Consider the following 25,717-nt stretch of genomic DNA (forward strand, 5'->3'; position numbering starts at 1 on the left):
GTTCGGTGAGGAACTATTCGTCAAAGAATTATTCGCTGCCGAAGTGATGTGGGTCGTACGATCCGTGCATGGACGGCAGCAGCGACGGCGGGACGCGACCGCACGGCGGGACGCGACCGCACGGCGGGACCGGCGCGGCCGGGGCGGCGGACGGGCCCCGCGACCGGACCGACGAGCACGTCGCGCGGTGGACGCGGATCCTGCCCGACCTCGATCCCGACATCGAGGGCGCCGTCACCCGGATGATCCGGTTCGTGGAGCACATCAGGCGGGTCAAGGACCGGTCGCTCCTGGAGTACGACCTGCACCGGCACGAGTACGACACCCTGCAGGCGCTCGGCGGCCGGCACGGCGGCGCCGCCCCGTCCGAACTCGCCGCCGACCTCGGCATGCCGCCGAACTCGGTCACCGGCCGGCTGGACGCGCTGGAGCGGCGCGGGTTCGTCCGCCGGACGCCGTCGGCGACGGACCGGCGGCGCGTCCGGGTCGAGCTGACCGACGACGGGCGCGCCGCGTGGCTCGGCGCGATGGGCGGCGTCGGGCACGAGGAGTACCGGCTGCTCGCCGGCCTGACCGCGGACGAGCGCCGGACGCTGTCGGGCCTCCTGCGGCGCGTGATGTCCCGCGCCGAGCAGGAGGCCCGGTAGCCGGCGGTCACGCCGCGAGCGTCGGCTCGGGGTAGTCCGCCAGCTTGATCGCGGTGGCGGCCTGCGTCGCCAGCTTGTCGAGCAGCCGGCTGAGCGGGCCGGCGGTCAGCAGCCGGTACAGGAAGGCGCGGCGGCGCAGCGCGCCCGCGCTCTTCGGCGCGAAGAACGACCCGGCGCCGCCCGCGACCCGCTGGCACGCCGTCGTGAACTTCTTGATCCGCCGCTCGTAGGCCGCGAACGCGGCGCGGTGGTCGCCGCCGGCCGCCGCCAGCTCGCCGGCCAGCACGTACGCGCAGACGACCGCCAGTCCGGTGCCCATCCCGCCGCAGGTCGCGCCGTATCCGGCGTCGCCGAGCAGCGCGACGCGGCCCTTCGTCCAGGAGTCCATCCGGACGATGCTGATCGAGTCGCAGTAGAAGTACGGGGCGCTCCACATGTCCTGCAGGAGGGTGCCGGTGTGCCAGCCCATCCCGTTGAACCTGTCGGCCAGCGCGCGCTTCTGCGCGTCCACGTCGCGGTGGTGCGGCCGGAGGCTGTCGTCGGTGAACACGCACATCACGTTCGCGCCGGCGCCGCCGCGCGTCGGGTACGCCGACACGCCGCGCCCGACCTCGCTGTACAGCTTGCCGGTGCCGAGGCCGAGCCGGTTCGGCGCCTCGAAGATCGCGACGTGGTGACCGGAGTCCTTCACGAACTGCGACTCGTCGCCGAAGGCGAGCCGCCGGACGTTGGAGTGCAGCCCGTCCGCGCCGATGACCAGGTCGAACGTGCGGGGCGCGGAGCGCTCGAAGGTGACCTCCACCCGGTCGCCGGTGTCGGCGAGGGAGGCGATCGAGTCGCCGAAGACGTACTCGACGCGGTCGCGGGTCAGCTCGTAGAGGATCTCGGCGAGGTCGCCGCGGTGGATCTCCACGTCGCCGCCGGTGAAGGAGTCCGGCAGGCTGACCTGGACCCGTCCCTCGGCGTCGATGAGGTCGAGCGCCCCGCCGTGCGTCTGCCGCCGCCGGATCTCGTCCAGGACGCCCATCTTGCGCAGCACGCTCAGGTGGACGTCGCCGCGGAAGTCGACCGCCTGGCCGCCGGGGCGGATCGCCGGGGCGCGCTCCACGACCGTCACCCGGTGGCCGTAGCGGCTCAGCCAGTAGGCCAGGGAGGGGCCCGCGATGCTCGCACCCGAGATCAGCACGTTCATGGTCATTGTCGTCTCCGTTGCTCGTCGCCGTCGTCGTTGGCACACAGACTCGGCGGACGCCCTGACGACCGGCGCACCACTCGCTGACCGGCGGCGCGGCGGCGGTCAGCGCGCGGTGAGGACGAGGCGCCCGCGCAGCCCGCCCGCCTCCAGCCGCTCGTGCGCCTTCACGGCCTCTGCCAGGGGGAACGTGCCGGCGACGCGGAGGGTGAGACGTCCCGCGTCCACGAGTGCCGACAGCTGTTCCAGCCGCGCGCCGTCCGCCTTTATCCACACGTTGTGGACGGCGATACCCCGCAGCGGCACCGGGACGGCGGCCCCGCCGGCGACGGCGGTGAACGCGCCGCCGCCCCGGACCGCGTCGAGCGCCGCGACCGACAGCAGCGCCGCGTCCAGCGCGCCGTCCACACCGCCCGGGACGAGCGCGCGGACCGCGTCGCCGAGGTGGACGCCGCGCGGCACGAACCATTCGGCGCCCAGCCCGCGGACCAGCGCCTCGTCCGCCGCCGACGCCACCGCGACGACCCGCAGCCCGCGCAGGACGGCGAGCTCGACCGCGAACCCGCCGACCGCGCCCGCCGCGCCCGTCACCAGCAGCGTGCTCCCGGACGGGAGGTCCAGCAGGTCGAGGGCCTGGGACGCGGTGAGCCCGTTCAGCGGCAGCGTCGCGGCCTCGGCGGCGGACGCGGAGCGCGGCGCGCGCGCGACGGCGGACGTGTCCAGGACGATCGCGTCCGCGTAGGCGCCGAGCGGGACGTCCAGCCGGTCCCGCAGCCCGATGACCGCGTCGCCGGGTGCGAACCGGGCGACGTCCGGGCCGACCGCGTCGACGGTCCCGGCGACGTCCCAGCCGATGCCGATCGGGCCGCGCGACCCGAACGGCGGCATCAGCCCGGCGTCGGCGAGGGCGCCGGAGCGGGTCGCGGCGTCCACCGGGTTCACGGCGGCGGCCGCCATCCGGATCCGCACCTGGCCGGGGCCGGGGGCGGGCGTCCCGACCTCGGCGATCTCCAGCGCGCCCGGTCCGCCGGGCTTCTCCACGATGATCGCGCGCATGCCGAACTCCGTTCCTGACGTGGGGTTCCGCGGACGGGAACTCCGCGGCGAAAGCCACTGTCACCCGGAACATCGGGGCGTTGGAAGTGGTTACTTGCAGGTGCGATCGGCACCCGGAGGTGAACCCGCAGCATGGCGACGATGACCGCGGCCGAACGGCGGCTGGAGGCGAAGGCCGCGTTCGACTCCTACATGGACGCATGCCCGACGCACGACGTGCTCGGCGTCATCGGCAGCAAGTGGACGTCGATGGTCCTGTTCCAGCTGACGCAGGGGCCGCGCCGCTACGCCGACCTCGCGCGCGCCCTGCCGGGCGTCAGCGCGAAGATGCTCACGCAGACGCTCCGCTCCCTCGAACGGGACGGTTTCGTCGCGCGCAGCGTGACCCCGTCCGTGCCGGTGCAGGTGGAGTACGCGCTGACGCTGCTGGGCGAGCGCCTCGTCCCGCTGCTCGCGTCCGTCCGGCACTTCGCCGAGCACAGCATCGCCGAGATCCGCGCCGCCCGTGACCGCTACGACGCCGCCGCGGACTAGGCCGGGTTCGGGCGGGGCGCGGGCGGGCTGATCGCTAGGCTGAAACCCATGAAGAAGTGGGAGTACGCGACCGTTCCGCTGCTGGTGCACGCGACCAAGCAGATCCTCGACAACTGGGGCCAGGACGGGTGGGAGCTCGTCACCGTGCTGCCGGGCCCGAACCCGGAGAACCTGGTGGCCTACTTCAAGCGCGAGGTCCAGTCCTGACCGGACGGGACCGGGCCGCCGAGAAGACCCGCCGCCGAGAGACCCGAACGCCTCAACGAGGAGGAACGCCATGAGCACGCCCGAAGAGCGCATCACCGAGCTGGGGCTGGAGCTGCCGGAGGTCGTGACGCCGCTCGCGTCGTACGTGCCGACCGCCCGCACGGGCTCGCTCGTCTACACCTCCGGGCAGGTCCCGCTGGTGAAGGGCGAGCTCAAGGTGACCGGCAAGGTCGGCGCGGAGGTGACGCTGGAGCAGGCCGCCGAGCAGGCGCGGATCTGCGCGCTGAACTGCATCGCGGCGCTGAAGGCCGAGCTCGGCGAGCTGTCGCGGGTGGTGCGGATCGTCAAGGTCGTCGGGTTCGTCGCGTCCGCCCCGGGCTTCCACGGCCAGCCGCAGGTGATCAACGGCGCCAGCGACCTGCTGGGCGAGGTGTTCGGGGACGCGGGCAAGCACGCGCGCAGCGCCGTGGGCGTCGCCGTGCTGCCGCGCGACGTGCCCGTCGAGGTCGAGCTGATCGCCGAGGTCTCCTGACCCGCGCCCGGGTCCCGGCGGTCGCCCCGCCCCCGGGACCCCGGGGTTGACGGAACGCCATTCGGTATGTCCGAATGAACCGCCATGAGTGCGACGAGTGGGGCGGGGCGATGGTGAACGGGCTGAAGCTGCCGGAGACGATGCGGGACCAGATCGACGACATCCTGTCCGGCCGGGCGCAGCCGGCCGCCGCCCGGCACGCCGCCACCGTCGTCGTCCTGCGCGATCACGACCGGCACGGGATCCAGGCGTTCATGCTGCGCCGGGTGCGGTCCATGGCGTTCGCGCCCGGCGCCTACGTCTTCCCCGGCGGCTCGGTCGACCCGCGCGACGGCGAGGCCGACCTCGGCTGGTCGGGGCCGTCCCCGGCGGAGTGGGGCGCGGCGTTCAAGGCCGACGAGAAGACCGCCCGCGAGCTGGTGTGCGCGGCGGTCCGGGAGACGTTCGAGGAGACGCTCGTCCTGCTGGCCGGCCCGACCGGCGACTCGGTCGTGGACGACACCCGCGGCGACGACTGGGAGGCCGACCGGCAGGCCCTGTTGGACCGCTCCCAGTCGTTCGGCGGGTTCCTGGACCGGCGCGGCCTCGTGCTGCGCTCGGACCTGCTGCGCCCGTGGGCGCACTGGATCACCCCGAAGATCGAGCCGAAGCGCTACGACACCCGGTTCTTCGTCGCCGCGATGCCCGAGGGGCAGCGCGCGCGCGACGTCAGCACCGAGGCCGACCAGGTCGCGTGGGTGCGCCCGGCGGAGGCCGTGGAGCGGGCCCAGGCCGGCGAGTGGTTCATGCTGCCGCCGACCCTGGCGACGCTGAGCGAGCTGGCCGCGTTCGACACGGTCGCGGACGTGCTCGCCGCGCCCCGCGAGATCGTCGTGCACGAGCCCACCGCGGAGATCATCGACGGCGAGGCGTGGCTGGTGCTGCCGGAGAAGGCGGCCCAGTACTACCCGAAGGGCTGAGGGGCGGGACGTGACGCGCCGGGTGCCGTGGTCGAGGGCCGTCATGTGGCGGCTGGCCGGCACGTCCGTGCTGCGGCACCTCGAGACGCTGGGCTGGAACCCGGTCCGCCACCCCGATCGGGCCTCGGGCAGGATGGGCGATATGAGCGAGATCGATGGGATGGGCACGGAACGGGCGACCTGCGTGCTCGCACCGAACCCGTCCGCGATGACCCTGGACGGCACCAACACCTGGATCATCGGGGAACCGGGCGCCGAAGAGGTCGTCGTCGTCGACCCCGGCCCGAAGGACGGCAAGCACCTGCGCCGCGTCGCCGACGTCATCGCGGGCCAGGGCCGCCGGGTCGGGCTCGTCCTGCTCACCCACGGCCACCCCGACCACTCGGCCGGGGCCGCGCGGTTCGCCGAGATCGCGGGCGGGGGCGTCAAGGTCCGGGCGCTCGATCCGCGGCACCGGCTCGGCGACGAGGGGCTCGGCGAGGGCGACGTCGTCACCACCGGCGGCCTCGAACTGCGGATCATGGAGACCCCGGGCCACAGCGACGACTCGCTCACGTTCTGGCTGCCGGCGGACCGCGCCGTCCTCACCGGGGACACCGTCCTCGGCTACGGCACCACCGTGCTGGAGGGCAAGCTGGGCGACTACCTCAGCTCGCTGGACCGGCTGCGGACGTTCTCCGCCGACCGGGAGGCGGCCGTGATCCTCCCCGGTCACGGTCCGAAGCTGGACGACCCGCTGGCCGCCCTCGACCACTACATCGACCACCGCCGCGAACGCCTCGCGCAGGTCGAGGCCGCCGTCGCCGGCGGCGCCCGCACCGCCCGGGAGGTCGTCGAGATCGTCTACGCCGACGTCGACCGGACGCTGTGGCCGGCGGCCGAATGGTCCGTCCAGTCGCAGCTGGACTACCTGAACGAACGCCCCTGACCCGCCGCGCGCCGCTGAGCGGAGGCCGGGACGGGCGGGCCGCCCGGCGCCCCTACTTGGAGCGCTTGCGCAGCCGCTCGATGTCGAGGATCACCACGGCGCGCGCCTCGATCCGCAGCCAGTTGCGCTGCGCGAAGTCGGCGAGGGCCTTGTTGACCGTCTCCCGGGACGCGCCGACGAGCTGCGCCAGCTCCTCCTGGGTGAGGTCGTGGTGCACGTGCAGGCCCGCCTCGGACGGCTGCCCGAACCGCTCGGCGAGGTCCAGCAGCGCCTTCGCCACGCGGCCCGGCACGTCGGTGAAGACCAGGTCGGCCATCACGTCGTTGGTCTTGCGGAGCCGCTGAGCGAGCGCGCGGAGCAGCTGCACGGCGACCTCGGGGTGCCCGGTCAGCCACGGCCGCAGGTCGTCGTGCCCGAGCCCGGCCAGCCGGCACTCGGTCACCGCGATCGCGCTGGCGGTGCGGGGCCGCGGGTCGAACAGCGACAGCTCGCCGAACATCTCGCTCGGGCCGAGCACGCTCAGCAGGTTCTCCCGGCCGTCCGGCGCCGTCCGGGTCAGCTTGATCTTGCCTTCGAGGACGACGTACAGCCGGTCGCCCGTCTCCCCCTCGTTGAAGAGCGTCTGGCCGCGGGCCAGGCGCACCTCCGTCACGTTGGCGCGCAGCGCCTTGGCGCCCTGCTCGTCGAGGGCCTCGAAGAGCGGTGCTCTGCTCAGAACGTCCACGTCGCGGTCGGTCACGCTTCTCCTCCTCGAAACACCTACATGCATAGTGTGACGTACGTCCCACCGCGTACGTGAAGGTAGGGTCACGGCGCGCCGAAACGCAGGACCGCCTCCACGATCCCGTTCGCCCAGTGTACGGACCATCCGGTGAATGCCATCACACCGGTCTCATCCCCGTTTTCCGGACGGGCGTGCGCCGCGGGCCGGTGCTCTATCGTGATCACGTGCCGCAGTCCTCGCCGTCCCGGCTCCCGCGGGGCCGCCACGCGCTGTCCCGTGCGGAGGTCGACCGCGTCCATCGCGGGCGCCTGCTGTCGGCCATGGCCGAGGCGATGACCGAGAAGGGCTACGCCGGCACGTCCGTGGAGGACGTGCTGAAGCGGGCCCGGGTGTCGCGGCAGAGCTTCTACCGGCTGTTCTCCTCCAAGCTCGACTGCTTCATGGCGGCGTTCGACCAGGCCGGCGACCTGGTGCGCGACCGGCTCGCGCAGGCCGTGCAGGGCGGCGCCGACCCCGCCGACCGGTTCGAGCGGGCGATCACCGTCTACCTGGACGTCCTCGCGTCCGAGCCCGGCTACGCGCGGGTGTTCCTGGTGGAGGTGTTCGCCGCGGGCCCCGAGGCGGTCGCGCGGCGCTCGGCCGTCCAGCGCGACCTGGCCGCGGCGCTCGCCGACCTGATGGGCGCGACCGGGGAGCGGGCGCGGTTCGCCTGCCAGGTCGTCGTCGCGGCGGTCGGGACGATGGTGACCCCTGCCATCGCGTCCGGCGACATGGCCGCGCTGCGCGCCGTCGGCCCGCCGATCGTCGACCACGTCCGCAGCCTGGCCCGCTCCGGCCTCCTCGAAGGCTGACCTTTCGTTGACTTGCGGCGTGTCGGCCTTAAAAACCGCCGCATAAGGCCGACACGCCGCAACTCAACGAGGTGTCAGCTGCGGGTGATCTTGACGTGGGTCTTGTGGGAGAGCGGGAGGGGGAAGGTGAGGCGGCCGGACGCGGTGGCCTTGGTTGTGATGCGGCGGGTTCCCGTCGTGATGGTGTAGCGGGTCCGCGGGCGGTAGGACGGCGGGGTCGTGATGGTGGCGGTGCCGCTGGCCTGGAGGGTGAAGCCCTTGGCGGTGGCGTCGCTGAGGCTGCTGAACTCGCGGGGTGCGCGCCGGTCGAAGGAGATCGTCCAGCCCCACTGGGACCACGCCTGGTCGATCGAGGTGTAGGAGACGCGCGCCGGCGGACGGGCCGGACGGGCGAACGCGCGCATCAGCGGGCCGATCTCCTGCCGCAGGTCGCGCGCCCAGTACGGGAACGTGTGCGTGCCGAAGGTGTAGTCGTCGAACCGGCTCGCGATCCCCAGCCCCTGGATCCGGCGGTGGAAGCTCAGCGTCGACTGGTGGGTGAGGGCCTCGATCCCCATCGCCGCCGGGTCCGGGACGCCCTTGTCGAGCGGCCCTGGGAAGCCGGTGGCGGTGTACAGCGACAGCCGGGTCGCGCGCAGGTTCGTCGCGAGGGTGGCGGGGTCGTGGCCGCGCCAGTTGATCGCGTCGGTGAACCGCGAGCCGAAGAGCGCGTCGGGCGGGACGCCGTCCTCGACGGCCGCGACATAGGAGATCACGCCGTACGCGCCGGCCGCGGTGACCGGGTCGTAGGCGATGTCGGGGGCGCCGGAGAACGACGTCGCGGAACCGAACATGTCGGGGTGCCGGGCGGCGTAGCTCATCGCTCCGAACCCGCCCTGCGACAGGCCCGCGATCGCCCTGCCGCGCCGGGCGGCGACCGTCCGCAGGTTGCGGTCGATCCACGGGACGAGCTGCCCGACGTGGAACGTCTCCCAGCGGGACGGGCCGAGCTTGGTCTTCGGGTCCGCCCAGTCGGTGAACCAGCCGCCGCCGTCGCCGTCGAATCCGGCGTCCGGCATGACGGTGATCAGCGGTTTCCCGGCGGTGGTGGCCTCGGCGTCGCCCTTCTGCACCCAGTCGGACGCGCGGCCGCCCGTCCCGTGGAACAGGTACAGGACGGGATACCGGGCGGACTTCCGCTGCGTGTAGCCCGTCGGCAGCAGGACGCGGACGTCCACGGCCCGCCCTAGCGCGGCGGTGCTGACCCGGACGGCGTACTGCCGCTCGTCGATCCGCTGGACCCGCTCCACATGGATGCCGTCGGCATCGAAGAACCGCACGGACGCGGAGGTCTGCGCGGCGGCGGCGGGCCGCCATGCTCCGACGGCGACCAGGCCGGGGGTTCCGGCGAGCAGCAGCGTCGTGGTGATGAACCGTCGTGTGCGCATTCGGACCTCCTGGGGGCCGGGGTCAGCGTTGCGGACGGGCTAGCGGGTCAGCGGCGTGGCCGGGGTGAGCGGTGCTTGAGGGGGACGTCGGGGCGCACGCGCAGCGCGGTGATCACGGTCGCGAGCATCTCGTAGTGGCCGGCGAGCATGCACAGCTCGACGCATTCGGGTTCGGTCAGGCGTGCGCGCAGCCGCGCCCAGGTCTCGTCGGACAGGTCCCGCCGGTGGTGCAGCTCGTCGGCGGCGGCGAGGATCGCCTGCTCGCGGGGGTTCCAGCCGCCCGCGTCCGGACCCTCCTTGAGCCGTTCGACGTCCGCGGACCGGACCCCGGCGCGGCGGGCGAGACGCACGTGGTGGTCGAACTCGTAGCGGCATTCGCGCAGGTGGGCGACGCGCAGGATCACCAGTTCGGTCTCGCGGCGCTTCAGCTTCCCGCCCGGCATGAGGCGCCCGCCGAACCACAGCCAGCCGCGGAACAGGCCGCGCCGCCGCGCGAGGGTCAGGAACAGGTTGGGCGGCCCGGTCCCGGCGACGCGTCCGGAGACGGCGCAGATCAGCCAGTTGAGCGGCCCGACGTCCCGGATGCCGCCGGGGGCCACCCGCGGTTCGGCGCTCACAGCGCGCGGTCCGCTTGCGGGGTGGTCAGGGCGGCCTGCTCCTCGCGCGCGATCTCCAGCGCGCCGCGCAGCTTGGGCTGGACGAGCCGGTCCACCACGGGCTGGATCGCCGCGCGCGCGGGCAGTGCCCCGGCGACCCACCAGGGCGCGACGATCCGGCGGGACCGGTGGGCGATGCCGCGCTCCAGCGCGTCGATCCCGGCCTTGAGGGGCGCGACCCGCGACACCAGCGCCGCGCCGCGCGCGCCCTGGGTGAGCGCGGCGGCGGCCTCGGTGCCGAAGCCGCGGCTGGTCATGTCGGTGTCGAGTTCCGCGAAGTAGGCGACGCCGGCCTTGGCGCCCCATGGACGCAGCTCGATGCGCAGCGTGTCGCCGAGCGCCTCGGCCGCCGCCTTGGACGCGCTGTAGGCGCCGAGCAAGGGGAGGTGGACGGCGGCGGCGAGCGACGCGATGGTCAGGGCATAGCCGCGCCGGTGGCTGATGTGCGGACCGGCGGCCGAAAGGGTGTTGTGGGCTCCGAGCACGTTGACCCGAAGGCTCTGCTCCAGCACCGCCGGGTCGCCGCCGACGATCGGCATCTGGGCCGCGACACCGGCGTTCGCTATGACGACGTCCAGCCCGCCGAGCGCGCGCGCCGCCTCGTCTACGACGGTGCGGACCCGGTCGCGGTCGGTCACGTCGCACGTCCACCAGGGGGCGTCGCCGCAGCCGGCGGCGACGGCGGCGAGCAGGTCCGGTTCGAGGCCGGCCAGGGCGGTCCGCGCGCCGCGCTCGTGCAGCCGGGCGGCGAGTGCCGCGCCGATGCCGCGCGCCGCCCCGGTGATCAGCACGCGCCGGCCCGCGAGCGTGGCCCTCCAGCGTGCGGAGACGTAGATCATGCCCGGACCGTAGCATAAAAAAACACACCCGTCTTTTTAAGGCGGCGCGGGGTCGGCGCCCGGATTGCTCACGGAACTTCGTGAAACCTCGTAATGAAGTGAGCAATCGGGCGTCTAAAGGGGCGGCGGATGGCGACCTACGAGGGTTGTGATCAGATGCGTGCTCTGGGTTGGATGTCGTCGTGGTGACAGGCGTGGGGACCGAGCCGGACGCCGATCTGGCGGCCGCCGCCGGCGCGGGCGACGAACGGGCGTCGGACGAGCTGTACCGGCGGCACCACGCGGCGGTCCTCGGCTATGCCCGGGGGCTCGTCCGCGACCAGTACCTCGCCGAGGATCTGGCCAGCGAGGCGTTCGCGCGGACGCTCGCGGCGCTGCGCCAGGGCCGCGGCCCCCGCGAGGCCTGCCGGCCGTACCTGTACACGGTCGTGCGGAACGCGGCCGTCGACTGGGCCCGCTCCGACCGCCGCACCGTCGTCACCGACCAGGTCGCCGAGTGGGCCGACGGCCCGCCCGAGGAACTGCCCGACGTCGACGAGATGGACGCCCTCGTCCGCGCGTTCCGGTCGCTGCCCGAGCGCTGGCAGACCGTCCTGTGGCACACGGTCATCGAGGACGAGCCGCTCCAGCGCGTCGCGGAGATCCTCGGCATGGAGGCGGGCGCGGTCGCGCAGCTGTCCTTCCGCGCGCGCGAGGGGCTGCGGCAGGCCTACCTCGCCGCGAGCTGCGAGGGGCATCCGGACTGCGCGGAGTACACCGCGCAGCTCGCCGCGTCCGTCCGCCGGCCGGGCCGGCGCCGCAGCCGCGCGCTGCGCCGCCACCTGGAGTCCTGCGAGCGGTGCCGCCGCACGGCCGAGGAGATGTCCGACCTGAACGGGCGGCTGCGGCGCGCGCTCCCGATCGGCGCCGTGCTGCTGGCCGCGCCGTCCGCCCCGTTCGGGGGCCTCGCGCCGGCCGCGTCGTTCCCCGCGTGGGCCGTCCCGGCGGGCGTCGCGGCGGCCGCGGGGGCGCTGGTCCTGGCCGTCCTGTTCGCGACGGGCGGCGGAGGCGGCGACGGCGACCACCGGCCGGGCACGACGCGCGCCGCGCCGCCGGCCGCCGCGCCCGCGTCCCCCGCGGCCTCCGGCGCGCCCGACCAGGAGTCGCGGGCGCCCGACCACGCGTCCGGGAAGAAGCCCGTCGGCGGGCACGGGCTGCCCGGTGCCGGCGGCGGCGCTCCGGCGGCGGGCAGTCCGGGAGGAGCCGGCCCTTACCGGGTGCGCAACACGACCTTGCAGTCCTGCCTGGCCCCCAGCGGTACGAACGTCGTCCAGCGCGCGTGCAGCGGCTCCGCGACGACGTGGCGGCGCAAGAACACCGGCGGCGGCTTCACGCTGACCAGCATGTCCACCGGGAAGTGCATGGCGCGCGGGCAGCTCTCGGCCGGACCCATGTGGGAGGGCGGGCAGGAGTACTCCGTCGTGATGGCGTCCTGCGGCGGCGCCAACCAGGTGTGGAAGCTCGTGAAGTTCGGCGGCGTGTACCGGCTCGCCAACGGCGACGGCTGGTTCCTGCAGGCGAGCTGGTCCGGCCTGCAGCCGGTGACGCTGAAGCCCTCCTCGTACGCGGGGATGGCCGCCCAAGGCTGGGCCGTGAGCTGACCCTCCCCGCGCACGAGGATCACCCGTAGCGGAGCTGCTCGCGCGCGGACGGCTCGGGGTTGAGCGCGAGCCACGCCCGCAGCGCCATGTGCAGCTCCAGCCGGTCCGACGTCGCCTGGATGGTGTCGCCGAACAGCTCCTCCAGCTGCCGGAACCGGTACCGGACGGTCTGCGGGTGCACGTGCAGGTGCCCGGAGACCGCCGTCGCGTTGAACCCGCACTCCAGCGAGGCCAGCAGCGTCTCGGCGAGCCGGTGCCGCTGCGCCGGGCGGGCCGCCAGCAGCGGCGCGAGCCGCCGCTCGATCACCTTCTCGACCAGGTCCCGCTCCCGCATCATCACGATGATCGGCATGTGCAGCTCGGCGGCGATCGGCGCGTCCGGACCGGCCGCGTCCCGGTCGATCAGGCCCTCGTCGGCCAGGTCCAGCGCGTCGCGCGCCCAGCGCAGCGACCGCGCCGCGCCGGTCGGCTCGACGGCCGGGCCGATCGCGGCGGTCCAGCCGTCCAGCCGCCGCTCCAGCAGCCGGGCGCGGCCGGGGCCCTCCGGGTCCGGGACGATCAGGCACGGCTCGGCGCGGTGCAGGCCGAGCAGCACGTCCGGCGGCAGCGACGGGCGCCGCGTCTCGGGCCCGCGCTCGCGCAGCGCGACCGCCGCGACCGTCCGGGGCAGCGCCCAGGACGCCTCGCCGGCCGCCTCCCGCAGGTCCCGCGCGGCGGGGGCGGGCTCGTCCAGCAGCAGGTCGAGCAGCCGCCGCCGGTGGTCCTGCTGCGACCCGGCGGCCCGCGCGGCGGCGTCGGCGTGGCCCTCGGAGACGGCCGCCGCGAGCTGGTTCATGTAGTCGAACATCGCATGGGTGATGCCCGCCATGGTGGACGCGTCGGCCCGGTAGCCGAGCCGCCCTGCGCGCTCGGTGAGCTCCTCGACCGCGACCCCCGCGCCGATCCGGATCGCCGTGTGCCAGGAGTCGAGCGTGCGCCCCTCGCCCGCCTCGCCGGCGCCGACCCGCCGCCAGAAGTCCAGCACGTCGGCCGACGAGACGCCCTGGTCGGCCAGCAGGTCCAGGAAGTGGCCGATGGCGCACTCCACGGCGGTCTCCAGGCCCCGGGCGTACCGGGGGTCGTGCGGCCGGACGAACTCCGGGAGCCGCTTCTCGATCCGGCGCGCCGCCTCCTCGGCGACGGCGGGCACCTGGGGGCGCAGCGCGCCGGCCAGCCGCGCGGAGCCGGCGAAGGACAACCCTAGGTCGATGCGGCGCACGGGAAGGGAAACCACCTGGCTGAAGTCAGACAATGAGATCTCCTTCGCGGGGTACGACGTGCTGAAGAGACGGCGGGAACCCCCGGCCATTACGCGCTTGGCCTGAAATTTCTCGGCCACCGCCGGCGGGGGTGAGGTCCTAGGCTTGCCGTATGACGACGGAGCCGGCATGAGCGCGGAGGCGGGCGGTAAGGCGCGGGCGCGCGCGCAGGACGAGAAGGCCCAGGCCAAGGCGCCGGCCAAGGGGCAGCCCAAGGCGCAGGTGCCGGGCGGGGCGGCGCGGGCGCGCAGGTTCCGCGACGAGACCAGGACCGGGCTGGTGCGGCGCGCACGCCGGATGAACCGGGTGCTCGCCGAGACCTATCCCGACGCGCACTGCGAGCTGGACTTCGGCACCCCGTTCCAGCTGCTGGTCGCGACCGTCCTGTCGGCGCAGACCACCGACAAGCGGGTGAACCTGACGACCCCCGCCCTGTTCGCGAAGTACCCGGCGCCGGAGGACCTGGCCGCCGCCGACCCCGAGGACGTCGAGGCGCTGCTGAAGCCGACCGGATTCTTCCGCGCGAAGACCAAGTCGGTGATGGGCCTGTCGGCCGCGCTGCGCGACCGGTTCGGCGGCGAGGTCCCCGGACGGCTCGAAGACCTCGTCACGCTGCCCGGCGTCGGCCGCAAGACCGCCAACGTCGTGCTCGGCAACGCCTTCGACGTGCCGGGCATCACCGTCGACACCCACTTCGGGCGCCTGGTCGGCCGGTTCGGCTGGACCGACGAGGACGACCCGGTGAAGGTCGAGAAGCAGATCGGCGAGATGTTCCCCCGCAAGGACTGGACGATGCTGTCGCACCGGCTGATCTGGCACGGCCGCCGGATCTGCCACGCGCGCCGTCCCGCCTGCGGGGCGTGCCCGCTCGCGAAGGACTGCCCGGCCTACGGGACGGGCCCGGTGGACGCGGAGGCGGCGGGCAAGCTCGTCAAGCCCGGCCCGTTCTCGTGAGCGGCGCCCGTCCGCGAGCCCGCGGGGTGATGGAACCGTTCCCATCGGGAAGGAACGCGGGCGTTCCGGAGTTGGGAGTGGCGTGACCGAGATCGCATCCACCTGCCCGCCGTGGCTCGACCGGTTCCGCGCCGAGGCGCCGCGGATGCCGGTCCCGCCGATGTTCGAGCCGGCGCCCGGCGCCCGCGCCGCCGCCGTGCTGATCCTGTTCGGCGAGGGCCCGGACGGCCCGGACGTGCTGCTCACCGAGCGGGCCGCGACGCTGTCCAAGCACGCCGGGCAGCCCGCGTTCCCCGGCGGCCGGATCGACCCCGGCGACGACGGCCCGGTCGCGGCGGCGCTGCGCGAGGCGTGGGAGGAGGCCGGCGTCGAGCCGGCCGGCGTGGACGTGATCTGCACGCTCCCCGAGCTGCACCTGTCGCACAGCCGGCACCGCGTCACGCCCGTCGCGGGCTGGTGGCGGGAGCCGTCGGAGGTCGCGCCCGGCCATCCGGGCGAGGTCGCGCTGGTGGCCCGGGTCCCGATCGCCGACCTGGCCGACCCGGCGAACCGGCTGACGGTCCGGCACCCGTCCGGGATCAAGATGGGCCCGGCGTTCCGCGCCGGCGGCATGCTGGTGTGGGGGTTCACCGCCGCGGTGCTGACGCAGGTGCTGGTCGCGGGCGGCTGGGACCGCCCCTGGGACACCGGTCACGTGGAGGACCTGCCGCCGGACGTGCTGACCCTCGCGGCCCGCGACTGACCGGTCCTCCCAGCGCGGTTCGCACCGGCCCGGATCGGCGCAGGTCAGGGGCTCGGCGTCAGTCCGGGCGCGGACGGCACCGCCGCCGCGTCGCCCTGCACGGTCATTCGCGCCCGGCCAAACTGGTCCGTCGAGGGGACGTGAAGCGGGCCCGGCGCACTATACGGTGAAGCGGTGCTGCACGACCACGTTCTCGATCTCATCCTGCTCGTGCTCGTCGTGCTGTTCGGAGTCTCGGGGTACCGGCAGGGGTTCATCGTCAGCCTGCTGAGCTTCGTCGGCTTCGTCGGCGGCGGGGTGATCGGGGTGCTCATCGCGCCGCCGATCGCCGAGGCCACCGTCAACGGGGCCGCGCAGCAGGCGCTGCTGGCCATCGTGGTGGCATTCCTGGCCGCCACGCTCGGGCAGCTGATCGCCTCGTCGGTCGGCGCGGTGCTGCGCAACCGGGTGACCGGGCTGAACGCGCGCACCGCGGACGCGGTCGGCGGCACCTTCGTCAGCGCGCTGTCGCTGCTGGTCGTCGCCTGGTTCTTCGGGAACCTGGTGGCGAACTCGGAGTTCAAGCCGGTGCGCACCCAGGTCAAGGGCTCGACGATCATCAAGGGCATCAACGGGGTGATGCCCGCGCAGGCGCAGACCTGGTTCACCTCGTTCCAGGGGTTCGTGAAGAGCAGCGAGTTCCCGCAGGTGTTCAACGGGCTCGGCGGCGAGTCGGTGGTGCAGGTGCCGCCGCCGGACGAGTCGGTGCTGAACACCGCGGGGCTGCGCGAGTCCAAGAACAGCATCGTCAAGGTCGTCAGCACCGCGCCGCAGTGCCAGCGCCGCATCGAGGGCACCGGGTTCGTGTTCGCGCCGCAGCACATCATGACGAACGCGCACGTCGTCGCGGGCGCCCAGGGCTCGTCGGTGGTGGAGTCGCGCACCGGCGACCGGACCCGCGGCCACGTCGTGCTGTACGACCCGAAGCGCGACATCGCGGTGCTGTACGTGCCGGGGCTGGACGCGCAGCCGCTGAAGTTCGCCGGGGAGGCGCGGGTCCGCGACAGCGCGATCATCGCCGGGTTCCCGAAGAACCAGCCGTTCACGCCGGGCGCCGCCCGGATCCGCGCCCGGCAGACCGCGCGCGGCCCGGACATCTACCACACCGGGCAGGTCAGCCGGGAGATCTACGCGATCCGCGGGAAGGTCGAGCCGGGCAACTCCGGCGGGCCGCTGCTGTCCACCGACGGCCGCGTCTACGGCGTGATCTTCGCGGCGGCGCTGGACACGCCGTCGACCGGGTACGCGCTGACGTCCGAGGAGGTCCTGCCGGACGCCAAGCAGGGCGCGTCGCTCACCAAGGCGGTCGACACGCAGGGCTGCTCCGACTGATCGCCCTTCCTCAGGGCGCGGTGAGGCGGAGCTTCACCGGGGCATGCGGGTCGTCCGGCTGTTCGGCCAGCGCGCGCGCCTGCCGGACTATGCCGTCCACGTCGATGCCGTGCGGTGGGGCGCCGGCGTACGGCTCGATGCGGTCGGCGGCGCGGCTCAGCAGCGCCTGCGCGCCGCGCAGGTTCCCGCGCCGCAGGTGCGTGATCCCCACGGCGACCTGGGCGAGCCCTCTCCACAGCTCCCGTTCCGGCTCCGGAGCGCCCTTCCAGACGGCTTCGAGGACCTCGTGTGCGTGGAAGGGCCGGTCCTCGTCCAGCAGGCGCTGCGCCTCCACCAGGGCCTCATCGGGCGGCAGGTCGAGGTCGTCCGGCATGGTCGGCACACCGGAGGCGCCGTGCGGCAGCGGACGGCCGTACGCGTCGCGTGGCCGTGCGTTGCGTGGGCGTCCGGACTCGTCACGATCCCGCATGCCTCCACGGTACGCGGGTCCTCGGCCGCTCTAGGGCCGGGCCTGCGTCCTGGGGGCCGGCCTAGGTCAGCTGTCGGGTTCCGGGTCGGCGAGCCATCCGAGAAGCTGCGCGTCGAACGCGCGTGGACGCTCCTGGTGCGGGAAGTGGCCCGCCCCTTCGATGAGCTTCCAGCGGTAGGGCGCCGCGACGTACCGTCCGGACCCCTGGGCGCTGGACGGCAGCGTGCACGTGTCGAGGGCACCGTGCAGTTGGAGCGTGGGCGCCTGGACAGGGGTGCGCATACGGTGCGCGTAGCGGATGCCGTCCGGACGGGCCTGCGACCTGATGAGCCACCGGTGGTACTCCAGCGCGCAGTGCGCCGTCCCCGGGATCTGCACCGCCTTGCGCGCGAAGCGTTCCGTCCGCTCGTCCGGCCACCCCGGGCCCGACCAGTCGCGCAGGAGCCGGCCCGCGAGTTCCCCGTCGTCGCGGACGAGGCGCCGCTCCGGCCACATCGGCACCTGGAAGGCGAACGTGTGCCGCGCCGCACGGCCCTGCCCGCGCGGATCGCCGAGCACCGACTGCCGCAGCCGCAGCGGATGCGGCGCACCGACCACCGCCAGCCGCTGCACGGTCTTCGGGTGGTACACCGCCGTCGTCCATGCGAGCAGCCCGCCCCAGTCGTGCCCGCACACGACCGCGTTCGGCTCGCCGAGCGCGCGCACCAGCCCCGCCGCGTCCCCGGCGAGGGTGATCAGGTCGTACCCGCGCGGCGGCTTGTCGCTGCCGCCGTACCCGCGCAGGTCCACCGCGACCGCCCGGTATCCGGCGTTCGCCAGCGACACCAGCTGGTGGTGCCACGACCACCAGAACTGCGGGAACCCGTGCAGCAGCAGGACCAGCGGCCCCTCTCCGGCCTCGGCGACGTGGAACCGGGTCCCGCCGGCGCTGACGGCGCGGTGCGTCCACGGTCCGTCGACCTCGACCAGGGACGTGTCGTGCCCGGACATGGCGTGGTTCAGTCCGTCAGCGCGGGGGTGTCCGAGTCGCCGCGGTGGCGGAGCGCCGCGAAGTCGTCCTTGAGCGTCTTGCGCGTCCGCTTCGCCCCGTCGATCTTGCGGATGCGCAGGTAGCCGAAGCCGATCAGGCCGCCCGCGAGGACCAGGTAGATCCCGGAGACGGCCAGGAACGCCAGCCAGTGGGACAGGCCCAGCGCGACGAGCCCGTAGGCGAGCGCGATCGACAGCAGGATGACGATCAGCCCGCCCATCAGCGCGGCGATGGTGAACATCAGGCTGCCGTAGGCGGCCTTCTTCGCGTCCGCCTTCAGCTCCAGCTTGGCCAGGTCGATCTCCGCCCTGACCAGTGCGGAGACGTTGCCGGACGCCAGTGCGACGAGCTCGCCGAGGGACTTGTCCTCAACGCTCCCGCCGGGCAGTGCCTCGGACATGGCGCTCCTCTCCTTCCAGGTCGGCCGTCACTCCGCCGGGCGCGGGCGCGCCCGCCTCCGGAAGACGACGGCGGCGGCCGCCGAGGCGATGATGCTCGCGATCAGGACCGCAGTCGTCACTCTCTCGAATCGGGACGGGTCGGTATAGGCCAAACCGCCGATCAGCAGGGAAACGGTGAAACCCACCCCGGCGAGCATCGCGACTCCCGCGATCTCCCGCCAGCGCAGTTCCTCCCCGAGCGTCGCCAGGCCGAGCCGGACGGCCGACCATGCTCCCCCGAAGACCCCCACGAACTTACCGATCACCAAACCGCAGATCACACCGAGGGCCACCCGATCGCCGAGGACGGCGTTCAGCGCGGACCCGCTGAGCGCGACGCCCGCCGACAGGAACGCGAACACCGGCACGCAGAACCCCGCCGAGAACGGCCGCAGGACATGGTCGGCCCGCTCGGCGTTGGTGGGCCGGCCATCGGGCGTCTCCTTGGAACTGGTCAGCATGCCCAGGGCGACACCCGCGACGGTCGCGTGGATCCCGCTGCGCTGCACGCAGTACCAGGCGAGCACCGCGAGCGGCAGGTACAGCCATGGCGACCGTACGTTCCTGGCCTGCAGCAGCCCGTACAGCACGATGAGGACGACGCCTATGGCCAGCCACGTCCAGTGCAGTGTCTCCGTGTAGAACAGCGCGATGATGGTGATGGCTATGAGGTCGTCCACCACGGCCAGCGTCAGGAGGAACGCGCGCAGCGGCGCCGGGCACGACGAGAACGTCACCGCCAGCACGGCCAAGGCGAACGCGATGTCGGTCGCCGTCGGCACCGCCCAGCCGCGCAGCGCCCCCGGCTCGCCCGCGCTCACCGCGACGAAGATCAGCGCCGGCACCGCCACCCCCGCCGCCGCCGCGATCACCGGCAGCGCCGCGTCCCGCGGGTCGCGCAGCTCCCCGTGCGTCAGCTCCTCGCGCAGCTCCAGGCCCGCGATGAAGAAGAACACCGCGAGCAGCCCGCCGGACGCCCAGTGCTGCACGTCCATGTGCTCGAGGTGCAGCCAGTGCGGGGTCAGGTCATGCGACTGCAGGCTCTTGTAGGCGTCGGCCCACGGGGTGTTCGCCCAGACCAGCGCGGCGACCGTCGCGAGGAGCATGACGATGCCGCCGACCGTCTCGGTGCGCAGCGCCGCGGCGACCTGACCGCCGTACCGCACCGTCGGACGGAACGGCCAGACATGGGCGATACGGCGCTTGCCGGACGTGGTGGACGGGCGCGGCATGAATCAACCCCCGGAAGGTGGCGACGGTCCGGACGCGGAGCCCCGCCCGCACGCCGACGGCGAGAGGGGGCGTCCATCGCCGACCAGACTTCCCGGCACACCTGATCACCAGGCTACCCGCCCGATCACCCCGCCGAGCACCCCGGACGTGCGACGGCCCGCGGCCGGGCGCCGTTTCCGGCACCCCGCCGCGGGCCGTCCGCCGCGACCTGCGCTCCGGTCAGTCCTCGGACTTGGAGCCGGGCAGCTTCTCGGAGATCAGGTCCATCACCGTGCTGTCGGCGAGCGTCGAGACGTCGCCGATGCTGCGGTTCTCCGCCACGTCCCGCAGCAGCCGCCGCATGATCTTGCCGGACCGGGTCTTCGGCAGCTCCGGCACCATCATGATCTGCCGCGGCTTGGCGATCGGGCCGAGCGTCCTCGCGACGTGGTCGCGCAGCTCCTTCAGGAACTCCGCGCCCTCGACCTCCTCGCCGGCGCTGCCGCGCGGGATCACGAACGACACGATCGCCTGCCCGGTCACCGGGTCCGTCGCGCCGACGACCGCCGCCTCGGCGACCTTCGGGTGCGACACCAGCGCCGACTCCACCTCCGTGGTGGAGATGTTGTGCCCGGACACCAGCATCACGTCGTCGACCCGGCCGAGCAGCCAGATGTCGCCGTCCTCGTCCTTCTTCGCGCCGTCACCGGCGAAGTACTTGCCCTCGAAGCGCGACCAGTACGTCTTGATGTACCGCTCGTCGTCGCCCCAGACCGTCCGGAGCATGCCCGGCCACGGCTCGGTGAGCACCAGGAACCCGCCGCCGCCGTTCGGCACCGGCTCGCCCTGGTCGTCCACCACCTCCGCGGACACGCCCGGCAGCGGGCGCATCGCCGCGCCCGGCTTGGCGGCCGCCACGCCCGGCAGCGGGCTGATCATGATGCCGCCGGTCTCGGTCTGCCACCACGTGTCCACCACCGGCGTCCGGCCGGCGCCGATGTTCTCCCGGTACCAGACGTAGGCCTCCGGGTTGATGGGCTCGCCCACCGACCCCAGCACCCGCAGCGACGACAGGTCGTACTGCGCCGGGATGTCGTCGCCCCACTTCATGAACGTGCGGATCGCCGTGGGCGCCGTGTAGAAGATGGACACCTTGTACTTCTGGATGAGATCCCACCAGCGGCCCTTGTTGGGCGTGTCCGGCGTCCCCTCGTACATCACGCTGGTCGCGCCGTTGGCGAGCGGCCCGTACACGATGTAGGAGTGGCCCGTCACCCAGCCGATGTCGGCGGAGCACCAGTAGACGTCCGTCTCCGGCTTCAGGTCGAACACCGCGTTGTGGGTGTAGGCGCACTGCGTCAGGTATCCGCCCGTGGTGTGCAGGATGCCCTTCGGCTTACCCGTGGTGCCCGAGGTGTACAGGATGTACAGGGGGTGCTCGGCGTCCATGGGCTCGGCGGTGTGCTCGTCGCTCTGCCGCTCCACCAGGTCCTGCCACCAGACGTCCCGCTCGTTCTCCGCGACGTCCTCGCCGGTGCGGCGGACGACCAGCACGTGCTCGATCGTCGGGGTCTGCGCGACCGCCTCGTCCACGGTCGGCTTCAGCGCGGACGGCTTGCCGCGCCGGTACCCGCCGTCGGCGGTGATGACGAGCTTGGCCTGCGCGTCGTCGATGCGGGTGCGCAGCGCCTCGGAGGAGAAGCCGCCGAACACCACCGAGTGGGTGGCGCCGATCCGCGCGCACGCGAGCATCGAGATCGGCAGCTCCGGGATCATCGGGAGGTAGATCGCGACCCGGTCGCCCTTGCGGACGCCGAGCTCCAGCAGCGCGTTCGCGGCCTTGTTCACCTCCCGCTGCAGGTCCGCGTAGGTGATCGTGCGGGTGTCGCCGGGCTCGCCCTCCCAGTGGTAGGCGACCTTCGCGCCGAGGCCGGCCTCGACGTGCCGGTCGACGCAGTTGTAGGCGGCGTTCAGCTCGCCCCCCACGAACCACTTGGCGAACGGCGGGTTGCTCCAGTCCAGGATCTCGTCCCAGCGCTTGGACCAGGTCAGCCGCTCGGCCTGCTTCGCCCAGTAGCCCAGGCGGTCCGCGGCGGCCTCGTCGTACGCCTCGGCCTTGACGTTCGCCGCTTCGGCGAGCTCGGCGGGCGGGGGGAAGCTCCGCGTCTCCTGCAGAAGGTTCGACAGTGTCTCTTGGCTCTGGCTCAACGCGTACTCCTTCTAGCTGAACGGGGGTCGCCCGGTATCCCCACTTCACCAGGAAGGTCCCGCCCCCACAAGGCCGCATTCCCGAGTGTCGAGGAAGAGCGCGACCGGCGCCCTCGGCTCCGGATGATGCTGTGTGATGCCCGACACACAGTGCCTTCCCAGTGCTGCGCCTCGGGAACCGCTTCCGTTCTACGCGCGCGCAGGGGGGTTGCGCGAGCGATACCGGCGACCGCATAGGGTCGGGCCGTGACCGATGCCCTTGCTCAGATAGCGAACCTGCCCGGCGTCGAGGACGCCGTCGCCGACGCGCGCTCCGCCGTGGACCGGCTGCTCGGACACCGCATCCTGCGGCGCCGCAGCGCGGAGGTGTCCACGGAGTCGGCGCTGCGCGGCGCGCGCGCGTCCGCCGTGCTGGAAGGCGCCTCGGTCACCCTTGAGGACCTGCGTACCACCGAGAACCCGACGGACCCGGTCGTCCAGGGGGCGCTGCGGGTCTCGGCGGAACTCGGCACGCTCACCGAGACCTGGCGGCAGGCGCCCCGCCAGGTGCTCGCGCGGCTGCACGTGCTCGCCGCGGCGGACGCCGTCGACACCGCCGACCTCGGCCGTCCCCGTACCGACGACCAGCAGGTCAAGGACGTCCTCGGGCTCGGCGACCCGCCGTCGGCCGCGGAGGTCGCGGCACGGCTGGACGCGCTCAGCGGGCTTCTCACGCAGCCGACCAAGGCCCCCGCACTCGTCGTCGCCGCCATCGTGCACGGCGAGCTGCTGACGCTGCGCCCGTTCGGCTGGGGCGACGGCATCATCGCCCGCGCCGCGCAGCGGATCACGCTCGTCGCCCGCGGCCTCGACCCGAAATCCTTGGTCGCCCCAGAGGTCGGCCATGCCGAACTCGCCGGCGACTATGCCGAGGCACTGCGCGCCTATGCGTCGGGGACGTCCGAGGGCGTCGCCCAGTGGGTCGCGCACTGCTCGGCCGCCGTCGCAGCGGCGGCCCGCGACTCGCAGGCCATCTGCGAAGCCTTCATGCGCGGCTGACACATCTTGTCGGTGCGCGTCTTGTCGGTGCCTGTCTTGTCGGTGGCGGCAGCCATGCTGGGCTGATGGCCGAACGGATGGATGGGCGCCCGGCGGCGCCCACCGAGACCACCATCGCGTCCGCCGACTGGGACTCGCGCGACCTGACCGGCGAACAACACGAACGCGTCCTGTTCGTGGACGTCGACATGACCGAGGCGTCCGGCGCCGGCGCGGTGTTCACCGAGTGCACCTTCCGCGGCGTCCGGTTCAACGCGTCGACGCACACCGACGCGGCGTTCCTGAACTGCACGTTCGTCCGCTGCAACCTCTTCGACGCGACGTTCGCCGGCTGCAAGGTCGTCGGCGGGCTCTTCGACGGCTGCGCGCACGACCTGATGAAGGTGTCCGGTGGCGACTGGTCGTTCACCGGGCTGCCCGGCGCCGACCTGCGGCGCGCGTCGTTCACCGGCGTCCGGCTGCGTGAGGCCGACCTCACGGGCGCGCGGTGCGCGGGCGCCACGCTGCGCGGCCTCGACCTGTCGGGAGCCTCGCTGCACCGCGCCGACCTGTCCGGCTGCGACCTGCGCGGGAGCGACCTCTCGTCGGTCGACCCGGGCACGGTCGAGCTGAAGGGCGCGGTCATCGACCCGTACCAGGCGGTCGTGCTGGCGACGGCCCTCGGCCTGGACGTGCGCGGCGACTGACGGCCCCTCGCGGCGGGGCGCTGATGTCGGGTTTTGGGTGGCCGGGCTTGGGCGGCGGGGCGCCGGCACAGCGAACGGCGCTCGCCAGGGAGCGCCGTCGCCTACCACGTCACACCGGGTTACCAAGCGTGCACCTCACATTCGCCGGATCGGGTCAAGCCCGTCTCGGCGCGCCTCCCGCGGCTGGTCGCGCGTGGGTGCCCGGCTGCCGTGCGCGGACACGTGGTCCGTAGACCCTGTCTACGCCTCATTCGCCCTGATGACAAGCCCCTATTCGCAAATCCGGACGGTCCGCGACGGCCGCCCGCCGCGCCGCCGCACTCGGCTTCTTCGCCGGATAAGGGGCGAATCACGCAATTTCGGGCTATCCGCAACGGCCGCTCCGGCCGCCAAAACGATCACGCAGTGTGATCGTTTCTTTTCGGCCGCCGATCGGGGGCTCGGCCGGAAAAATCTTTGGTTCTCCGGTACGCTCCCACTTCCGTACCGTTGCACTCCGTATGGGCGGGGACGGCCCCTGCGGCCTCCGTTCCGCCGCCCTGCACGGGGATCCGGAGGGCTGCGCCATCGACAGATGGGGATAAACACCGCCCTCCGGGCGACTTTGCGGCTCGACGGAACTCATGGCGGTCGGGCAGCATATGTTGGATCTGCTTAGACTGGAGGCAACGAGTTTGCCTCTCCTATAGACCGGCCTTGCTAACGGCTCAGCCGATCTCACCCGAGACTTTCTTGGGAAAACGGACCGGCTCTACCCCCCCGGAGCCGGACCGTTAGGCGACCCCCGCTCTCCCCCCCGGCGGGGGTCGCCCAAACCTGCGGCGGGCGGACGGCGGCGTGTCAGATCCTCCACGCCACCGTCCGCCCGCCGCGTCGTTTCTCCTCGTCCGGCGACAGGACGCGGAGAGTTATCCACAATTTACGGAACGCTTTCATCCGCCCGCCGCGGCGCCGCACGCTGGAGTCCTCTGACCGCACTGGAGGACCCGATGAACATCGCCGCACTGATCATCACCGCCGACCCCGCCGTCGCCGACGGCCTGCTCCGCCTCGCCGCGGCCGCCGACGCGCACGCCGAGGTCGCCGCCGGCCCGGGCGACGCCCGCGCCGCCTGGGCCTGGCCCGCGCTCGTCCTGGTCGGCGCCGACGCCGCCGCCGAGGTCGCGGCCGCCGGCCTGCCCCGCCGCGGCGGCGTCGTCCTCGTCGCCGGCGCCGCCACGCCCGAGGCCTACCAGGCGGCCGTCCGGATCGGTGCGCAGGACGTCGCCGTGCTGCCCGACCACGAGCAATGGCTCATCGACGCGTTCGCCGCCGCCGGCGAACCCGACGCCAACCGCGCCACCACCCTCTGCGTCGTCGGCTCCCGCGGCGGCGTGGGCGCCAGCGTCCTGTCCGCCGCGCTCGGCCTCGCCGCCGCCGGCAGCGGCCTGCGCACCCTGCTCGTCGACGCCGACCCGCTCGGCGGCGGCGTCGACCTCATGCTCGGCCTCGAAGGCCACGAGGGCGCCCGCTGGCCCGACCTCGCCGAACGGAACGGCCGGCTGAACGCCGCCACCCTCCGCGACACCCTCCCGTCCGCCGGCGAGCTGTCGGTGCTGTCCTGGCGGCGCGGCGAGTCCGCACCGATCACCGACGCGGCCGTGCTGTCCCTGCTCGACGCCGCCGCCCGCGGCTTCGACCTGGTGGTCGCCGACGTGCCCCGCTTCCCCGGCGACATCGGCCGCGCCGCGCTGCGCGCCGCCGACGTCACGTTCCTGCTCGTCCCGGCCGAGGTCCGCGCCACCGTCGCCGCCGACGGCCTCGCCGCCGCCCTGCGCCGCGACACCGCCGACCTCCGCCTCGTCGTGCAGGGCCCCTCCCCGGGCGGCCTCACACCCGGCGCCGTCACCCAGGCCCTCGGCCTCCCCGTCGCCGGCGCCTACGAGCGCGACCGCCGCCTCCCCGCCGCGGTCGAGGAGGGCGGCCTCGCCCGCGCCTGCCGCCGCGGCCCCCTCGCCGACTTCTGCGCCCGCCTCCTCGCCGACCTCGCCCTCCAGCCCTACGCCTACCGCGAGGAGGCGGCATGAGGGCGGCGCAC

General features: G+C 73.6%; 26 protein-coding genes. 14 read left to right on the forward strand and 12 right to left on the reverse strand.

Going from position 1 to position 25,717, the window contains the following annotated elements; genetic code table 11:
• The first annotated feature begins 68 nt into the window (after positions 1 to 68).
• A complete protein-coding gene (locus J4709_RS41930; RefSeq protein WP_208250521.1) occupies positions 69 to 647 on the forward strand; it encodes a MarR family winged helix-turn-helix transcriptional regulator in 579 nt (192 codons plus the stop codon).
• Between the two features lie 7 nt (positions 648 to 654).
• On the opposite strand, the gene J4709_RS41935 is transcribed toward J4709_RS41930, so the two are convergent.
• Together J4709_RS41935 and J4709_RS41940 are read right to left on the reverse strand one after the other, a co-directional pair.
• Positions 655 to 1,845 carry an FAD-dependent monooxygenase gene (locus J4709_RS41935; protein WP_208250522.1) on the reverse strand — a complete coding sequence of 397 codons (1,191 nt, stop codon included), beginning with the start codon at positions 1,843 to 1,845 and terminating at the stop codon, positions 655 to 657.
• Between the two features lie 99 nt (positions 1,846 to 1,944).
• A complete protein-coding gene (locus J4709_RS41940) occupies positions 1,945 to 2,895 on the reverse strand; it encodes an NADP-dependent oxidoreductase (protein WP_208250523.1) in 951 nt (316 codons plus the stop codon).
• Between the two features lie 132 nt (positions 2,896 to 3,027).
• Here J4709_RS41940 and J4709_RS41945 point away from each other — a divergent pair, with 132 nt between their 5' ends.
• The 5 genes from J4709_RS41945 to J4709_RS41965 all read left to right on the forward strand — a co-directional run bounded on the left by J4709_RS41945 (position 3,028) and on the right by J4709_RS41965 (position 6,055).
• Positions 3,028 to 3,429, forward strand: a complete 402-nt coding sequence (locus J4709_RS41945) for a winged helix-turn-helix transcriptional regulator (RefSeq protein ID WP_208250525.1) — start codon at positions 3,028 to 3,030, stop codon at positions 3,427 to 3,429.
• A gap of 48 nt (positions 3,430 to 3,477) precedes the next feature.
• A complete protein-coding gene (gene sp36 / locus J4709_RS41950; protein ID WP_021591512.1) occupies positions 3,478 to 3,636 on the forward strand; it encodes a Sp36 family protein in 159 nt (52 codons plus the stop codon).
• A 70-nt stretch (positions 3,637 to 3,706) separates the two neighbouring features.
• Positions 3,707 to 4,168 carry a RidA family protein gene (locus J4709_RS41955; protein WP_208250527.1) on the forward strand — a complete coding sequence of 154 codons (462 nt, stop codon included), beginning with the start codon at positions 3,707 to 3,709 and terminating at the stop codon, positions 4,166 to 4,168.
• 140 nt (positions 4,169 to 4,308) lie between these two features.
• Entirely contained in the window at positions 4,309 to 5,127 is an 819-nt protein-coding gene (locus J4709_RS41960) for an NUDIX hydrolase (protein ID WP_208250695.1), read from the forward strand.
• 10 nt (positions 5,128 to 5,137) lie between these two features.
• On the forward strand, positions 5,138 to 6,055 hold the full coding sequence (locus J4709_RS41965; protein WP_307802022.1) for an MBL fold metallo-hydrolase: 918 nt from the start codon (positions 5,138 to 5,140) through the stop codon (positions 6,053 to 6,055).
• Between the two features lie 52 nt (positions 6,056 to 6,107).
• Here the strand turns inward: J4709_RS41965 and J4709_RS41970 are convergent, their stop codons facing one another.
• Positions 6,108 to 6,794, reverse strand: coding sequence for a Crp/Fnr family transcriptional regulator (locus J4709_RS41970; RefSeq protein ID WP_067483689.1), 687 nt, complete (start codon positions 6,792 to 6,794; stop codon positions 6,108 to 6,110).
• A gap of 209 nt (positions 6,795 to 7,003) precedes the next feature.
• Here J4709_RS41970 and J4709_RS41975 point away from each other — a divergent pair, with 209 nt between their 5' ends.
• The gene (locus J4709_RS41975; protein ID WP_208250528.1) at positions 7,004 to 7,630 is read left to right on the forward strand and encodes a TetR/AcrR family transcriptional regulator; all 627 of its coding nucleotides are present in this window, start codon (positions 7,004 to 7,006) and stop codon (positions 7,628 to 7,630) included.
• A 74-nt stretch (positions 7,631 to 7,704) separates the two neighbouring features.
• On the opposite strand, the gene J4709_RS41980 is transcribed toward J4709_RS41975, so the two are convergent.
• The 3 genes from J4709_RS41980 to J4709_RS41990 are packed head-to-tail and all read right to left on the reverse strand — an operon-like array spanning position 7,705 to position 10,552.
• Positions 7,705 to 9,057 (reverse strand): alpha/beta hydrolase, encoded by a 1,353-nt coding sequence (locus J4709_RS41980; RefSeq protein WP_208250529.1) that lies wholly within the window; start codon positions 9,055 to 9,057, stop codon positions 7,705 to 7,707.
• Positions 9,058 to 9,104: 47 nt separating this feature from the next.
• Positions 9,105 to 9,674, reverse strand: a complete 570-nt coding sequence (locus J4709_RS41985) for a carboxymuconolactone decarboxylase family protein (RefSeq protein WP_208250530.1) — start codon at positions 9,672 to 9,674, stop codon at positions 9,105 to 9,107.
• Positions 9,671 to 10,552: an SDR family NAD(P)-dependent oxidoreductase gene (locus tag J4709_RS41990; RefSeq protein WP_208250531.1), complete on the reverse strand. Its 882-nt coding sequence runs from the start codon at positions 10,550 to 10,552 to the stop codon at positions 9,671 to 9,673. The genes J4709_RS41985 and J4709_RS41990 overlap by 4 nt, the downstream gene beginning before the upstream one ends.
• Positions 10,553 to 10,734: 182 nt before the next feature.
• Between J4709_RS41990 and J4709_RS41995 the strand changes: the two genes are divergently transcribed.
• A complete protein-coding gene (locus J4709_RS41995; protein ID WP_208250532.1) occupies positions 10,735 to 12,192 on the forward strand; it encodes a sigma-70 family RNA polymerase sigma factor in 1,458 nt (485 codons plus the stop codon).
• Positions 12,193 to 12,211: 19 nt separating this feature from the next.
• Here J4709_RS41995 and J4709_RS55170 read toward each other — a convergent pair whose 3' ends face one another.
• Positions 12,212 to 13,483, reverse strand: coding sequence for a PucR family transcriptional regulator (locus J4709_RS55170; protein ID WP_269757593.1), 1,272 nt, complete (start codon positions 13,481 to 13,483; stop codon positions 12,212 to 12,214).
• A gap of 304 nt (positions 13,484 to 13,787) precedes the next feature.
• Between J4709_RS55170 and nth the strand changes: the two genes are divergently transcribed.
• The 3 genes from nth to J4709_RS42015 all read left to right on the forward strand — a co-directional run bounded on the left by nth (position 13,788) and on the right by J4709_RS42015 (position 16,557).
• On the forward strand, positions 13,788 to 14,444 hold the full coding sequence (gene nth, locus J4709_RS42005) for an endonuclease III (RefSeq protein WP_208250706.1): 657 nt from the start codon (positions 13,788 to 13,790) through the stop codon (positions 14,442 to 14,444).
• An 82-nt stretch (positions 14,445 to 14,526) separates the two neighbouring features.
• On the forward strand, positions 14,527 to 15,186 hold the full coding sequence (locus J4709_RS42010; protein ID WP_307802023.1) for an NUDIX hydrolase: 660 nt from the start codon (positions 14,527 to 14,529) through the stop codon (positions 15,184 to 15,186).
• Positions 15,187 to 15,360: 174 nt separating this feature from the next.
• The gene (locus J4709_RS42015; protein WP_208250537.1) at positions 15,361 to 16,557 is read left to right on the forward strand and encodes a MarP family serine protease; all 1,197 of its coding nucleotides are present in this window, start codon (positions 15,361 to 15,363) and stop codon (positions 16,555 to 16,557) included.
• A 10-nt stretch (positions 16,558 to 16,567) separates the two neighbouring features.
• Here J4709_RS42015 and J4709_RS42020 read toward each other — a convergent pair whose 3' ends face one another.
• The 5 genes from J4709_RS42020 to acs all read right to left on the reverse strand — a co-directional run bounded on the left by J4709_RS42020 (position 16,568) and on the right by acs (position 21,916).
• Entirely contained in the window at positions 16,568 to 17,026 is a 459-nt protein-coding gene (locus J4709_RS42020) for a DUF309 domain-containing protein (protein ID WP_208250538.1), read from the reverse strand.
• A gap of 66 nt (positions 17,027 to 17,092) precedes the next feature.
• Entirely contained in the window at positions 17,093 to 18,016 is a 924-nt protein-coding gene (locus tag J4709_RS42025) for an alpha/beta fold hydrolase (protein WP_208250540.1), read from the reverse strand.
• Positions 18,017 to 18,024: 8 nt separating this feature from the next.
• Positions 18,025 to 18,456 carry a phage holin family protein gene (locus J4709_RS42030; protein WP_208250541.1) on the reverse strand — a complete coding sequence of 144 codons (432 nt, stop codon included), beginning with the start codon at positions 18,454 to 18,456 and terminating at the stop codon, positions 18,025 to 18,027.
• Positions 18,457 to 18,483: 27 nt separating this feature from the next.
• The gene (gene nhaA / locus J4709_RS42035) at positions 18,484 to 19,728 is read right to left on the reverse strand and encodes a Na+/H+ antiporter NhaA (protein ID WP_208250542.1); all 1,245 of its coding nucleotides are present in this window, start codon (positions 19,726 to 19,728) and stop codon (positions 18,484 to 18,486) included.
• Between the two features lie 220 nt (positions 19,729 to 19,948).
• Positions 19,949 to 21,916 (reverse strand): acetate--CoA ligase, encoded by a 1,968-nt coding sequence (acs, locus tag J4709_RS42040; RefSeq protein WP_208250543.1) that lies wholly within the window; start codon positions 21,914 to 21,916, stop codon positions 19,949 to 19,951.
• 246 nt (positions 21,917 to 22,162) lie between these two features.
• On the opposite strand from acs, the gene J4709_RS42045 reads away from it, so the two are divergent.
• From J4709_RS42045 to ssd, 3 genes are all read left to right on the forward strand, one after another.
• Entirely contained in the window at positions 22,163 to 22,954 is a 792-nt protein-coding gene (locus tag J4709_RS42045; protein ID WP_208250544.1) for a Fic family protein, read from the forward strand.
• 65 nt (positions 22,955 to 23,019) lie between these two features.
• Positions 23,020 to 23,640 carry a pentapeptide repeat-containing protein gene (locus J4709_RS42050; RefSeq protein WP_208250545.1) on the forward strand — a complete coding sequence of 207 codons (621 nt, stop codon included), beginning with the start codon at positions 23,020 to 23,022 and terminating at the stop codon, positions 23,638 to 23,640.
• Positions 23,641 to 24,629: 989 nt separating this feature from the next.
• Entirely contained in the window at positions 24,630 to 25,706 is a 1,077-nt protein-coding gene (gene ssd, locus J4709_RS42055) for a septum site-determining protein Ssd (RefSeq protein ID WP_208250547.1), read from the forward strand.
• The last annotated feature ends 11 nt before the right edge of the window (positions 25,707 to 25,717 follow it).

Source organism: Actinomadura violacea (assembly GCF_017573465.1).
Classification (GTDB): Bacteria; Actinomycetota; Actinomycetes; order Streptosporangiales; family Streptosporangiaceae; genus Spirillospora; species Spirillospora violacea.